This is a genomic window from Enterococcus sp. DIV1368d, from assembly GCF_050542975.1.
Taxonomy (GTDB): domain Bacteria; phylum Bacillota; class Bacilli; order Lactobacillales; family Enterococcaceae; genus Enterococcus_D; species Enterococcus_D casseliflavus.
Map to the genome: position 1 here is coordinate 2795447 of NZ_CP172939.1, position 13853 is coordinate 2809299.

A 13853-nucleotide genomic window follows, 5' to 3' on the forward strand; every position below is an offset into this window, starting at 1 on the left:
CATGTCCCAACTTCTTTCAACTACTATTCTTTCACAGGCAATTGAACAAGAATGACATCTTTCCTCGGTTTAGAAAAGGTGATGCCTCTTGCTTCCATTTCTTTACGAATATTAACATTGACGGTCACGTCTTTGCGATCGACCTTCAGCAAACGATGAATCGCTGTGTCGACTTCTTCCCGACTGATTTTCTTTTTATTGTTGATCAATACTAAAGAAATCGTATCAAAACTATCCACATAGAGAATCTGCGTCCGATCAAGCGAGTACAATTTATAGTATTTGATCGCTATTTTGTCGAATAGATACTTGGAGATGTTCGGGTAAAAAGTTTCCATATTTAGATTTTGGTTTACTGGGGTTTCAATCAACTTCATGCACAACATCCTCTCTCGAAACTAATTCTGTTAAAATAAAGCGGCCAACACCGCCGTCTTCCGCGCGCTCAATGATTCGATCACAAACTGCTTTGATCGCTGGGCTGGCATTTGCTACAGCCAAAGAAACATCCACCGCTTCAAACATCGCAAGGTCATTTTCACCATCACCGATCCCGTAGCTTTTGGCAGCGGGAAAAGCTTCTAAAAAGGAACGGATCGCGGCACCTTTGGTCGCCAATGGATCAACGATCTCCAGTGTTTGGACAAAGGATTGAAAAATCGCAGCCGTTTCTGATTGGATCATCTCCCGCAGCCGTTCTCTTTTTTCGTCTGACGCTTCCATCAGTTCGATTTTGATGACCTTTATCTCTGGATGTTCCTTCATAAACTGCAGCACGTCGTCTTTATGAAGACATTCGTTGTAAAAGAACTCATATTTGTAGTCAGCGATGATTTGTCCTCGCTCCCCTAACTCCGCGAGTAACTGCTTGCGGCTTTCTTGAAACTGCGCTTCATACAAATGCGCTTGTGGGGAAATGATGCCATGGTCAGTATGTAAGAAATAAAAAACCTCTTCTGTTTCTAAGATACCAATCACTTGCGCCAATGTCTTATAGGGCAAGGTATGCGTCAAAACAGGCGCTTCTCCTTTTACCATCAGACCAGCGCCGTTTCCAAAAATCACATCGCAGGAAAGGCCTTCTTCCGCCATCATATCTTGAACAAGCTCAAATCCTCGCCCTGTGACAAACACAAAGTGATCCCCTTGGGCTTGCAAACAACGGATGGCTTCTTTATTGATCTCATGAATCGGGTGCCCCATTTCTTGGAACGTCCCATCAATATCAGAAAAAACTATTTGCATCTTATCTTCCTTTCTTTGTTATAATTATAGCACATTTTAAAAAACGCAAAAAAATTTTCTTGACTTTGTCGTTACGTCAACCTTTAGGATACAGGTGTAAGGAGGGAAAAGCCGATGGAATATACGATCAGTGCCTTAGCTAAACTGTCAGGAGTCAGCAGCCGTACCCTGCGGTATTATGATCAGATCAAGTTGTTACAACCGCAACGCACCAACTCAGCTGGTTACCGTATCTACGGGAGACAGGAAGTCGATCGCCTACAGCAGATTTTATATTTTAAGTCTTTTGGGCTGTCATTAGAAACGATCCGCGGAATCTTGGATGAGCCACAAGAATCGATCCAAACGGTCTTGTTGCAGCATTACCAACAGCTTTTACAAGAGCGAGCAGCCCTGGACAGTCTTTTGACCACCTTAGCGCAAACAATTGATTATTATGAAGGAGAAAAGACGATGACCGATCAAGAGAAATTCCGTTATTTTAAGGAACAAAAAATTCGTGAAAACGAAGCGAACTACGGTGCCGAATTACGAGAAGCCTACGGTGAGGAAATCATCGAACAAAGCAATCAAAAGTGGCAGCAGATGACCCAAGTCGATTATCAAGCACTGACCGACAACGAAAACCGCTTATTGCAGCTGATAAAAGAGCTATTGAATGAAAAGGAAGGGAAACGAATCCCTTCTGACAAAGCCGAAAAGGCTTTTGCTGCGCATCAAGCATGGCTTAAACAAGCAGCGCCCTTTTACTCAGCAGAATATCACCGATCTTTAGGGGAAATGTACGTTCAAGACGAGCGTTTTACCGCCTATTACGATCAAAAAGCAGGCGTCGGCAGCGCGCAGCTGTTGAAACAGATCATTGACCATTACACCAAATCCCATTAAAAAAACGATGCGCAAGCACTGCCCGCTCAGGGGCCTGTTTGCGCATCGTTTCGTCTGTAGCTATCGTTTGATGAACTCATAAGGCATGCGATAGTTGCCGCTTTTTTCCATTACCGCCAATTGGACGGCAGTCTCCCCGCAAGCTTGCAAGTGATGATCGATCGTTGAAAGCTGCAGCAGCTCGCTGATGTATAGATTGTCCCGTCCAATCACGAGCCATTCTCCCGGCGCCTGCGACTGGATCCCAGCAGCAACATGATCCCCATTGGTGAAAATCGCTTCGACTCCTTTATCTGCAAAATAAGCAGCCGCTTCTTTGCCATCTTCTTCCGTCAAACAATCCCAAAAAATCAAGTCTTCGGAAAAGGTCGAAAAATAGTCATGAGCCAAACGGACCGTGATTTTTGAATTGCTGCTGAGCTTGCGGCTGCGTCCCAATGTCACGCCGATTTTCTGGATGCCTTGTTCCTTAAAATACGTGAAGACCTCCTTGATCGATTCCTCTCGATCGATATAGGTGCAGCCGTCAGTCAAATACGAGATATTTTCACAAAAGACGATGCGTCCGTAAGAACGATAAGGCAATAAGGTTTCGATCGGATTCGCCCGCGAAGTAATGATCAAAGCATCAAAACTTTTCGCCGCAAATTCTTGCAAATATGCTTCCTCTACTTGCGGATCATAGTTCGTGGCTAAAAGCGTCACCTTATAGCCACGAGCAAACGCTGCTGTCGTGATGCCGCTCAATAATCGATCAAAATAGGGATGATTGACAAACGGCAGGATCACACCGATATTTTTGGTTTTGCCGACACTTAATGCCCGCGCCGTGTAATTCGGAATATAGTTGACCTCTTCCATGACAGCCAGGATCTTACGACGCTTTTCTTCACTGACATAAGGATTGTTATTAATGACTCGTGAAACCGTTGAGACCGAATAGCCGGTCAAGCGTGCAATATCCCGAATGTTTGCCATGACTCACTGCTCCTTAAACGAATAATTGTTCTTTCATATAGTCTATCACACTTAACCCACATGTATAAAATTCATAGTAATCGTTGTGATGGATAAATCCGATGCGCTGAGACCCGAAGTGTTCATCACACGTCAAGTGACTGATCTCATCCACAGGAATTTCTACTAACCGTTCTTGAAAGAACCCTTTGGGCTTCGTCAATACCAGTTGTTGTCCATCAAATGCCAACGTCACATAACAACATTCCGCACCATTTTTCTTCATGTATGTATTCATGTTTCCATCCCGCCTTCCTTTTTATAAATCAAGCATACTGTATGAAACGCGTCTCAGAGCAAGTCATTTGTTTCACTTTATGACAAAAACCGATCGCCCTTCATGTGAATCACTTCGCATATTTTGCTTTTGTTGGTACAATAAAAAGAGAACAGTGCGAAAAAAAAGCGCTATTTTTTAAGGAGGACCGCAAAGTGACATTAGAAGAAGCTTTTTTATTAGACACCTTGCGTTGCCGCTTCAAATTTTTAAGAGAAGAACGCGGATTGAGCCCAAAAGAAGTATGCCAGCATCTCGATGTGTCTTACCCCGATTACACCTTATACGAAGCAGGCGATTGCTTACCCGATGTATTGACGCTGCTACACGCAGCTTCCCTCTATAATGTTTCTGTCGATTACTTATTAGGACAGACAGAACGACCAGAACGGTATTTATGTTAACAATCGACTTTATCGAAAAAACGATCAAATGGTCGTTTTTTCTTTTGCCTCTTTCCCACTTTTCATCGATTAGCAACAATTGTTATCTAATCAAATGAAAAAAATCAAATCATGCGGTTCTTCTTGAAAAAAAATGATAGAATAAACCATCATACATAGAAGGAGTTCAAACAAACATGACCTATGCACTAGAACTAACCGATTTACGCAAAGTCTATGCTACCGGCGTTGAAGCGTTGCGGGGCATAAATTTGACGGTGGAAGAAGGTGACTTTTATGCCTTGTTAGGCCCAAACGGCGCTGGAAAGTCCACCACCATCGGCATTATCACCTCTCTTGTCAATAAATCTTCGGGAAGCGTCAAAGTCTTCGGCTACGATTTAGACAAAGAATTGGTCCAAGTCAAACAACAGATTGGTCTGGTTCCCCAAGAATTCAATTTCAATCCCTTTGAAACGGTCCAGCAGATCGTTGTCAATCAAGCTGGGTATTATGGTGTCCCTCGCAACGAAGCCATCAAGCGCAGCGAAAAATACTTGAAGCAGTCGAATTTGTGGGAAAAACGCAATGTTCGTGCGCGGATGCTGTCGGGCGGGATGAAACGCCGTTTGATGATTGCTCGTGCCCTGATGCATGAACCACGGCTATTGATTTTGGATGAACCGACGGCAGGTGTCGATATCGAATTACGGCGGGAAATGTGGAGCTTTTTGAGGGAATTGAACCAAAAGGGCACAACGATCATTTTGACGACCCATTATTTAGAAGAGGCGGAAATGCTTTGCCGCAACATCGGGATCATCCAATCTGGTGAACTGATCGAAAACACCAGCATGAAGTCCTTATTGGCAAAACTGCAATTTGAAACCTTTCTTTTTGATATCGCACCGATCAAGCAAGCACCAACGATCACTGGGTATCCGATCCAAATGGAAGATGAACAGACCATCGCTGTTGAAGTCGCTCGAGATCAAGGCGTCAACGATCTTTTTGCCCAATTCAGTCAGCAAGGGATCAATGTCCTCTCCATGCGCAACAAATCCAATCGCTTGGAAGAACTATTTTTGAAAATCACCGAAGAATCACACGAAGCGGAGGAAAACCATGTTTAGTCTTTATTTTACAGCCTTAAAAAGTTTAGCGGTCAAAGAGACCAACCGCTATTTACGGATTTGGGTGCAGACCCTCGTCCCACCCGTCATCACTACTTCCTTATACTTTATTATCTTTGGGAAAATGATCGGCAGCCGCATCGGCGAAATGGGCGGCTTTTCTTATATGGAATTTATCGTTCCTGGGCTGATCATGATGTCGACGATCACTAGTTCTTACTCTAACGTGTCTTCTTCCTTCTTTTCACAGAAGTTTCAAAAAAACATTGAGGAACTCTTAGTGGCGCCGGTCCCTACCCACGTCATCATTTGGGGCTTTGTCTTTGGCGGACTTGGACGTAGTATCTTGGTGGGCACATTGGTGACCATCATTTCCCTTTTCTTCGTCCCATTACATGTTTATTCTTGGGTCATCGTTGTCTTAACCCTTGTCATGACCGCCATCTTATTTTCATTAGCAGGGTTGCTAAATGGGATCTTCGCCCAATCCTTTGACGATGTTTCCATCGTGCCAACCTTTGTTTTACAACCATTGACCTATCTTGGAGGCGTCTTTTACTCCATCAGCATGCTGCCGCCGATTTGGCAAACGATCTCCAAAGTCAACCCGATCGTGTATATGATCTCTGGTTTCCGTTACGGCTTTTTGGGCACCATCGATGTCCCGATTTTCCTATCCATCGGTATTTTGGTCTTGTTCATTGTCGTCTTATACAGCGTATGCTGGTACTTGATCCAAAAAGGCCGCGGGCTGCGTAGTTAATGAAACTTAAAATTTTTCTTTCTTTTCAAGACGATTTCCGTTGGAAATCGTCTTTTTTTTCATTATATTTAAAAATCTACAACTAGAGGCTGATTTATTGATAATCATTTGTGATAACCTTAACTTATTAACTTTTTTAAGAGGAGGAATGAAATGATTGTTTTAGAAGCACGAAACTTAACAAGAGTCTACGGAAAAGGCGAATCAACCTTCAATGCGTTAAAAGGAATTGATTTAAAAATCAGAGAAGGTGAGTCAGTAGCGATCATCGGAAAAAGTGGTTCCGGAAAATCCACATTGATGCACTTATTGGCGTTACTTGATCAACCCACTAGCGGAGAATTGTTCTTGATGGGTCAAAACGTCAAAGGGAAAAAAGCGTCAGAATTAAATCACTTACGAAATGAAACATTTGGTTTTGTTTTCCAACAATTCTTTATGAATGCTAAAGATACAGTCCACGAAAACGTCATGTTGCCATTAAAAATAAATGGCATGCGCCGCAGTCAACGAAAAAAATTGGTTGATGAAGCCTTACAAGCTGTCGAATTATCAGAAAAATCCAAAAATAAAGCAACCGATCTTTCTGGCGGTCAAAAACAACGGGTCTGTATTGCCCGCGCCATCGTTAACAAACCCAAGATCATTTTTGCCGACGAACCGACTGGAAACCTTGATTCAGCGACTGGTCAAAAAGTTGAGGACCTTTTGTTCGGCCTCAATAAAAAAGAAAATATCACCTTAGTCATCGTCACTCACGATCCTGAGCTGGCTGATCGCTGTGATCGTCAGATCCATATCAAAGATGGTTTAGTGATTGAGGAGGTAGAAAAATGAAACTAATCGATTTAATAAAATCTTCTGCAGGAAATCTCTTACGCAACAAAGGTCGAACACTTCTAACGATCATCGCAATCTTTATTGGGTCTTTTACGATCTACTTAACACTAGGTATTAATACCGGCGTCAATAATTATATGGATCTGCAGTTAGAGACTGTTGGCAATGATCAGCTTTTAGCTGTCTATAAATCAGAAGGGACTGGCAGCATGGTTCCGGGCAGCAATTTAAAAGAATACGATCCAGAAAAAAATACCGCTGAGGCAAGTATGATCACTCCAAAGGATATCGAACAAATAGAAACAATTGACCATATCCAACGAGTGGAACCAATCGCGGCTTTAACACTTGATTATATTCAAGGACTAACTGATTCAAAATATCAACTAACTGCCATGGGCTCAGCTGGTGTTGATTTAGATTTAGAGGCGGGGCGACAAATCAATAATGAAACAGACGCATATGAGATCGTCCTTGATCAAGAATATATCGAACCACTAGGTTTTAAAAATGCTCAAGATGCATTGGAAAAAGAAGTCGTTCTCGGAGTTTCTGCTCAAGCGACTGGCGAACAAGAAACTGTGACCGCCAAAGTCGTTGGAGTCCGTAACTTTAGTTTTATCCAAGCAGGCATGACCATTTTGAACCAAGCATTAAGCCAGCACGTGCAAACAATCGCCGAAAAGGGATTACCAGACAACTTAAAAAATCAATCCTTTGCAGCACAGGCCTATCTAGAGGATGGCCTGTCCAACACAAAAATCGATACGATCAAAAAAGAATTGCGTGAACTCGGGTTTCAAGGTATGACGATCGAAGATGAAATCAATATGTTCCGACTGGTCATCAACGCTATCACTGGGGTTCTTACACTCTTTGGCGCTATCTCATTACTTGCCGCTAGCTTTGGTATTATCAATACACTTTATATGTCAGTTCAAGATCGTACCCGTGAGATTGGATTGATGAAAGCATTAGGCATGAGCCGCAGCAAGGTCTTTCTCACCTTCAGTTTCGAAGCGCTTTTGATTGGTTTCTTTGGCGCCCTCACCGGAATTCTCGCCGCTTATGGTTTAGGAAATGTCATCAACGATTACGCTGCGAACACCTTCCTAGAAGAATTGACTGGTTTTGAATTGATCGGCTTTTCTTGGTCGAACACGCTGACTGTTATGGGTGTCATCTTATTGATTGCCTTTTTAGCCGGCACATTGCCTGCTAACCGAGCAGGTAAACTAGATCCAATCCAAGCTTTGCGTTATGAATAAACATAAATAGTTACTGGACAAATAAAAAAAGATGAACTTCGTTAACGAAGCTCATCTTTTTTCTTTTATTAGGCATTCAAAACGACTTTTTCCAGTAATGCACCGGCTTGGTGTCTGCCTTCTAAATCAGTACTTCCAGAAAATTGCTGCACGCGATCCATGTTGGTGATCAAAACGATCACCATGGTTTCTTTGCCTTGCTGCTTGATAAAAGGCAGATCCATTTGTGCCAGTTTGGTTTGCGGAGTGACTTGCTCCCCAGCTTTGATAAAGACTTCAAAGCCTTGACCGCCAAGGGAAACTGTATCGATCCCCATATGCACAAGAACTTCCACGCCGTTTTGGGTTTTGATCCCGACGGCATGTTTTGAAGGGAACACAGTGGTGACTTCGCCACTGACTGGTGCAAAGATTTGGCCATCTTGTGACTCGATGGCATAGCCTTCTCCCATCATTTTCGTTGAAAAAACTTCATCTGGTACATCTTCTAATGGGACGTATTCACCATGGGTCACGGCATGCAGATCCACTTCGTTGGTGTAACGATCGCCTTCTGCTGCTTGATTTGGTACCAAGAACCAGCTCATGGCAAAAGATAAGCCGATCGCCAAGATGATCCCCAAAACGGCGTAGATAAAGTATTCCCCGATATAGGCTGGCAAACTAAAGATACTTGAAAGAATGTATCCATAAATACGAACACCGAAGAAACTGATGAAGGCAGAAGCTACAGAACTACCAACTGTTGCTGCGATAAAGGCTTTTTTATACTTCGACAAAATCCCGAATAACGCAGGTTCTGTGATCCCTAACAAGCCTGAAACAGCCGACGATAGAATGATCGATTTTTCTTCTTTGGTTTTGACTTTGAAATAAATAGCTGCTGTTGCGCCGGTGATTGCCATATTTGCCATAAACATCATTGGCATCAGCATATCATATCCTTGATTGGCAAAGTTTTGCAAAGCGATCGGGGTCATGGCATGATGCAGTCCCGTGAAGATTGCGATTGGTCGAATCGCCCCTACCACGATTCCTGCTAAGACAGGCGAGATAGTGAATAATCCAGCCACGCCAGCAGCCAATAAGTTTCCTAGATGGATGCTGATTGGGCCAATGACCGTTAATGTCAAGATACCAGCGACAAACAACGAAATCGTCGGTGTAAACACGGTACGCAGCACTTGTGGTAAGAGTTTATCGACCCAACGGTAAATATAACTGAGCGCCAGCACGGCAAAGATAATGGGAATCACTGTCCCTGCATAGTTAAAGACGGGTACTGGCAATACGCCGAACAAACGAAAGGCGGAAATGCTCCCTTCGGCTACCGCATTGGTCATCGTTGGAAATTGCAGCGTTGCCGCGATTGCGATCGCTAAATATTGATTGGTTTTAAAAATCCGAGCGGCAGAAGCAGCAACAAAAAATGGCAAGAATGTGAATACGCCGCTCGCGATCATGTCGATCACTAAATAGGTATCTGTTTGATTAGAGATGACATTCAATGCCACCAATCCAGCCATCAATCCTTTGATCATTCCTGCGCCAGCGATAGCTGGAACGATCGGACCAAAAACGCCAGAAACGGTATCCATAAATAAGGAAACGGCGCCTTTTTTCTCTGATGACTCCCCTTGGTTCGCTTCATCAAGTCCTAATTCTTTGGCTAAAGGTGCATAATAATCAGCAACATCCGTTCCTATCACTACTTGCAGCTGATTGCTTTGATATTTTGTTCCTACGACTTTGGGTGTTTTTTCTAACGCCGCATAGTTGACTTTTTTCTCATCCTTTAAATCAAAACGCAAGCGAGTCATACAGTGCCATGCATTGTTGATATTTTCTGATCCGCCAACATCTTTAATAATCTGTTTTACGATGTCTTCTTTGGTCATCTTTTTTCCCCCTGTTGTTTGCTAACGGTCCTGATCCTTTTGACGGGCGCCCTTTCAGGTGTTTCCGTTTTCACACACATAGTAGCATGCTCACACAGACTTGTAAAACCAGTCCTTTTTTGTTAAAAACAGAATAAAAACGCTATATATCAACGTTTTATTATAAAACAGGTAAAAATTGGACTGGTTTTATGGTGTATATCCAGTTTTTATTAGACCAAATTGACAGCGGTTGCCAAGCATGTTTCAATGGCTATAGCAACTAGAGACAAAAATTGGAGTGAATGAAATGACACCAACGATCATCACCGACGTCAAAGCCTTTGCGATCAAACCTGATCGTCATAACCTTGTTGTCGTTAAAGTAGAAACGAACAAAGGCGTATCTGGGTTAGGTTGTGCAACCTTCCAGTTTCGCCCACTAGCCGTAAAAACCGTCGTTGACGAGTATTTACGCCCCCTCTTACTTGGCCGCGATGCCAATCAAATCGAAGATCTTTGGCAAGTGATGAATGTCAATTCTTACTGGCGGAATGGTCCGATCACCAACAATGCCATCTCAGGAGTCGACATGGCTTTATGGGACATCAAGGGACAACTAGCCGATATGCCATTGTATCAACTGTTAGGTGGAAAAGCGCGTACGGCGATTCCCGCCTATACCCATGCCGTGGCAGATAATCTCGAAGACCTTTATCAAGAAATCGATCGCTTCTTGGCTGAGGGGTATCGCTATATCCGTTGCCAATTAGGCTTTTATGGTGGAAATCCTAGCCAACTGCAAACACCCGATCAGCCCATCGCTGGTTCCTATTTTGATCAAACAGACTACATGGACACAACACTGAAAATGTTTGCTGCGATCCAAGAACGATACGGCAATCAATTTCAAATGCTGCATGACGTGCATGAACGGCTGCATCCAAACCAAGCGATTCAATTTGCAAAAGCCGCTGAGCCTTTCAATCTCTTTTTCCTAGAAGATATTTTGCCGCCGGATCAAAACAAGTGGTTGCAGCAACTCCGCAGCCAGTCGGCGACCCCGATCGCGACCGGCGAATTGTTCAATAATCCGATGGAATGGCAAGAGCTAGTCAAAAATCAACAGATTGACTTTATGCGTGCCCATGTCTCACAAATCGGTGGGATCACGCCAGCATTGAAATTGGCTCACTTCTGCGATGCGATGGGCATTCGGATCGCTTGGCACACGCCGTCTGATATCAGCCCTGTCGGCTTAGCCGTCAACACCCATCTAAATATCCATCTGCACAATGCCGCGATCCAAGAAACGATTGCGATCCCAGCAAATACCCAGTCGGTCTTTGGTGGTAGTCCACAACCTGAAAACGGCTATTTTTATCCCATCGAGAAAAGTGGGATCGGAATCACGTTCGATGAAGCAGCAGCTGCGGAATTTCCCGTGGTTTACCGTCCTCATGAATGGACCCAGAGCCGTACACCAGACGGCACTTTGATCACTCCTTAAACACAACAAAAGACATCCCCTGTCCAATCGACAGGGGATGTCTTTCTTCTCTCTGGGTAAAGACGACGCAACTGGCACCTTTGCTTTCCCAAAATCAATCGATGCGTGAGCGATGGATCTCACGGTCAAAGGGACGGATATAGGTCACAGCATAATCAATAGCAACGATATTGCTGAACTCATACACGCGGCCGTCTTCTAAAATCGCCCGATTGCTGATCTGCATTGCCGGCGTCCCCCGCTTACACAATAAAATACCCGATTGCGCGGTCGATGTGGTGATGGGGGTATAGCTTGTGATGTAGTGGGAAATGCGGTATCCGCAGCTTTCGACATAGCGTTGGATCGAGTGCTCCACGATTTCTTGTGTCAATTCAGGAAATAGGCTGACGGGCAATTTAGAGGTTTCCAGCTGTTCGATTTTATAATTGACGATCCGCACTCGTTCAAAGGTCCAGACTTCCTCGTCTGGGCCTATTTGGAAAATCTGCTGTTCATCCAACGTTGCTGCCGCCTTATTCAAGGAAATCATTTTGGAATGGATGCGGTCATAAGGGGTGCGGGTCAAGGAATTAAAGATCATTGGGTTTTTGACCCATTTTTCATGGATAAAAATCCCTGAACCTTGTACCACTTTGACGATCCCGATCTCTTCAAGGTTTTTGATTGCTTGCTGGATCGTAAACCGAGAAACGCCATAGGTTTGCGCAAGGGTTCTTTGGTTGGGTAATTTGCCGGCAGAAAATTCTTCCTGATAGATTTTACTCAACAGATCTTGCACGATAAATTCACGTTTTTTCATAACGGCTCCTTCATTTGAGCGGGAGCGATCTCGCTCATGGACCAACTGCAAGCCTTCATATCGATACGACCACTGGCTTTGAAGACCACCCCTTCATCGACGAGTGCTGCTTTTCGCCCATTGGCGGAGGGACCAACTAAGACGCCATCTGCCCGCACGACTCGATGGGCAGGGACATCCTGAGGGCTCAGGCGCATCGCTCGCCCGACTGCTCGCGCGCCGTTGATTTGTCCCAATTTCCACGCAATCTGACTATAGGAGACGACTTTACCAAAAGGGATCTGCCGCGCCAGCGCATAGACTTCTTCATAGAATGGATTCATACTGTTCGCTCCTTCTTTGATCTTTCTATCATAGTACTGGATTCCCTACCAATAGTAAATGAACAGACGCAACTTTAACAATAGCCATACAAAAACTCGATTCCTTCTCTAGCAAGCCAAGAACGAATCGAGTAGTCATTAGTTTGGAAAATCAAAGTAGGTTTTCGCATTGTGATAAGAGATGTCTGCGACGATCTGCCCTAAATACATTTCATCTGCTGGCAGTTGACCATCTTCCACCCATTCACTGATCACCTGACACAAAATCCGCCGGAAATACTCGTGGCGTGGATAAGACAAAAAGCTGCGGGAATCCGTCAGCATGCCGACGAAGTTTCCGAGAATTCCGCCTTCTGCTAGGGTCGTCAACTGATGCCGCATGCCAGAATACGTATCATTGAACCACCAAGCAGAGCCTAATTGCAGCTTGCCTTTGCTTTCTTCTTGGAACGCCCCCATCAGCGCAGTCAACACTGGATAATCTTTGGGGTTCAGTGAATACAAAATAGTCTTCGGCAGTAAGCTTTCCACCTGAAGCTGCGCCAATGTCCGACTTAAGCCGCTCGCTAGACGGTCGTCCCCCATCGCATCACCGCCACTATCAGGCCCTTGTTGTTGGAAAAGTTTTTGACTGTTGTTGCGAGTCGCCATCAGATGCAATTGCGCGGTCCATCCTTGCTTCGCGTATTCGCGCATCAAGTCAATCAGCAAGCCGGTTTGAAACTGTCTGATTTCTTCATTAGTCAGTGTCCCAGTGGTCAAACGCTTCTGAAAAATCGCTTCAAGTGCAGCGGTATCGTAGGCTTCCTCTCCAAGACGTGATAGACTGTGATCTGCTAAACGACAGCCCCGTTGCTGGAAGTAAAAAATACGTACGGCCAATGCTTCAACCAGCGTTTGATAGCTAGTGATTTCTTTGTTCGCAGCTGCAGCCAATTGCTTAAGGTATGCTGGAAATTCTGAATTCTGCAGATTGATTGCTTTGTCAGGACGAAAGGTAGGATACACAGCAAAGGATTCTTCTGCCAGCTTTTGATGATACGTCAACGAATCAATGGGATCATCCGTCGTACAGATCACCTCAACGGCCATCTTTTTGATCAGCCCTCGTGGTGAAAATTCCTTCGTCTGCAACTGTTGATTGGCTTTTTCCCAAATGCTTGCTGCATTGGCTAGTGTCAACCGCTCATCAATACCAAAGATTCGCTTCAATTCCAAATTGGTCCAGACATATAATGGATTGCCAATGCAAGCCTCCAAGGTCTGCGCCCAAGCACAGAATTTTTCGTAGTCATCAGCATCGCCAGTGATCAAAGATTCTGCAACACCATTGGCTCGCATTAAGCGCCATTTGTAATGGTCCCCCGCCAGCCACGCTTGGGTCAGATTGGTGAAGTTTTGGTCTTCGAAAATCTCTTTCGGATCTAAATGACAATGGTAATCAATGATCGGCTGCTTTTTTGCATACCCATGGTATAACTCTTTGGCAAAGCTGTTTTTCAAAATAAAATCGTCAGTTAAAAACAT

The 13853-nt window shown here is 44.2% G+C and carries 15 protein-coding genes; 7 read left to right on the forward strand and 8 right to left on the reverse strand.

Annotated elements, in window-relative coordinates; translation table 11 throughout:
* Window positions 1-23: 23 nt before the first annotated feature.
* Both IGJ44_RS13145 and IGJ44_RS13150 read right to left on the reverse strand, forming a co-directional pair.
* Entirely contained in the window at window positions 24-377 is a 354-nt protein-coding gene (locus tag IGJ44_RS13145; RefSeq protein WP_010749898.1) for a DUF1827 family protein, read from the reverse strand.
* Complete coding sequence (locus IGJ44_RS13150) at window positions 364-1245, reverse strand: HAD-IIB family hydrolase (protein WP_167826918.1); 882 nt, start codon at window positions 1243-1245, stop codon at window positions 364-366. The genes IGJ44_RS13145 and IGJ44_RS13150 overlap by 14 nt, the downstream gene beginning before the upstream one ends.
* A 114-nt stretch (window positions 1246-1359) precedes the next feature.
* Between IGJ44_RS13150 and IGJ44_RS13155 the strand changes: the two genes are divergently transcribed.
* Complete coding sequence (locus IGJ44_RS13155; RefSeq protein WP_074535470.1) at window positions 1360-2133, forward strand: MerR family transcriptional regulator; 774 nt, start codon at window positions 1360-1362, stop codon at window positions 2131-2133.
* A gap of 60 nt (window positions 2134-2193) precedes the next feature.
* Here IGJ44_RS13155 and IGJ44_RS13160 read toward each other — a convergent pair whose 3' ends face one another.
* Together IGJ44_RS13160 and IGJ44_RS13165 are read right to left on the reverse strand one after the other, a co-directional pair.
* A complete protein-coding gene (locus IGJ44_RS13160) occupies window positions 2194-3111 on the reverse strand; it encodes a LacI family DNA-binding transcriptional regulator (RefSeq protein WP_010749901.1) in 918 nt (305 codons plus the stop codon).
* 13 nt (window positions 3112-3124) lie between these two features.
* Window positions 3125-3388 (reverse strand): hypothetical protein, encoded by a 264-nt coding sequence (locus tag IGJ44_RS13165; RefSeq protein WP_005228502.1) that lies wholly within the window; start codon window positions 3386-3388, stop codon window positions 3125-3127.
* Between the two features lie 194 nt (window positions 3389-3582).
* On the opposite strand from IGJ44_RS13165, the gene IGJ44_RS13170 reads away from it, so the two are divergent.
* From IGJ44_RS13170 to IGJ44_RS13190, 5 genes are all read left to right on the forward strand, one after another.
* The gene (locus tag IGJ44_RS13170; RefSeq protein WP_008380673.1) at window positions 3583-3831 is read left to right on the forward strand and encodes a helix-turn-helix domain-containing protein; all 249 of its coding nucleotides are present in this window, start codon (window positions 3583-3585) and stop codon (window positions 3829-3831) included.
* 176 nt (window positions 3832-4007) lie between these two features.
* Window positions 4008-4943, forward strand: a complete 936-nt coding sequence (locus tag IGJ44_RS13175; protein WP_005228500.1) for an ABC transporter ATP-binding protein — start codon at window positions 4008-4010, stop codon at window positions 4941-4943.
* Complete coding sequence (locus IGJ44_RS13180) at window positions 4936-5706, forward strand: ABC transporter permease (protein WP_005228499.1); 771 nt, start codon at window positions 4936-4938, stop codon at window positions 5704-5706. The genes IGJ44_RS13175 and IGJ44_RS13180 overlap by 8 nt, the downstream gene beginning before the upstream one ends.
* 153 nt (window positions 5707-5859) lie before the next feature.
* Window positions 5860-6543: an ABC transporter ATP-binding protein gene (locus IGJ44_RS13185; RefSeq protein WP_167826916.1), complete on the forward strand. Its 684-nt coding sequence runs from the start codon at window positions 5860-5862 to the stop codon at window positions 6541-6543.
* Window positions 6540-7814: an ABC transporter permease gene (locus tag IGJ44_RS13190; protein ID WP_167826915.1), complete on the forward strand. Its 1275-nt coding sequence runs from the start codon at window positions 6540-6542 to the stop codon at window positions 7812-7814. The genes IGJ44_RS13185 and IGJ44_RS13190 overlap by 4 nt, the downstream gene beginning before the upstream one ends.
* A gap of 68 nt (window positions 7815-7882) precedes the next feature.
* Here IGJ44_RS13190 and IGJ44_RS13195 read toward each other — a convergent pair whose 3' ends face one another.
* A complete protein-coding gene (locus tag IGJ44_RS13195) occupies window positions 7883-9712 on the reverse strand; it encodes a glucose PTS transporter subunit IIA (RefSeq protein WP_167826914.1) in 1830 nt (609 codons plus the stop codon).
* Between the two features lie 289 nt (window positions 9713-10001).
* Between IGJ44_RS13195 and IGJ44_RS13200 the strand changes: the two genes are divergently transcribed.
* On the forward strand, window positions 10002-11201 hold the full coding sequence (locus IGJ44_RS13200) for an enolase C-terminal domain-like protein (protein ID WP_005234111.1): 1200 nt from the start codon (window positions 10002-10004) through the stop codon (window positions 11199-11201).
* Window positions 11202-11295: 94 nt separating this feature from the next.
* On the opposite strand, the gene IGJ44_RS13205 is transcribed toward IGJ44_RS13200, so the two are convergent.
* The 3 genes from IGJ44_RS13205 to uxaC form a co-directional block, all read right to left on the reverse strand.
* Window positions 11296-12003 (reverse strand): GntR family transcriptional regulator, encoded by a 708-nt coding sequence (locus IGJ44_RS13205; RefSeq protein WP_005234110.1) that lies wholly within the window; start codon window positions 12001-12003, stop codon window positions 11296-11298.
* A complete protein-coding gene (locus IGJ44_RS13210; protein ID WP_074933265.1) occupies window positions 12000-12326 on the reverse strand; it encodes an MGMT family protein in 327 nt (108 codons plus the stop codon). Before IGJ44_RS13210 ends, IGJ44_RS13205 begins: the two co-directional genes overlap by 4 nt.
* Before the next feature lie 138 nt (window positions 12327-12464).
* Entirely contained in the window at window positions 12465-13853 is a 1389-nt protein-coding gene (gene uxaC, locus IGJ44_RS13215) for a glucuronate isomerase (protein WP_167826913.1), read from the reverse strand.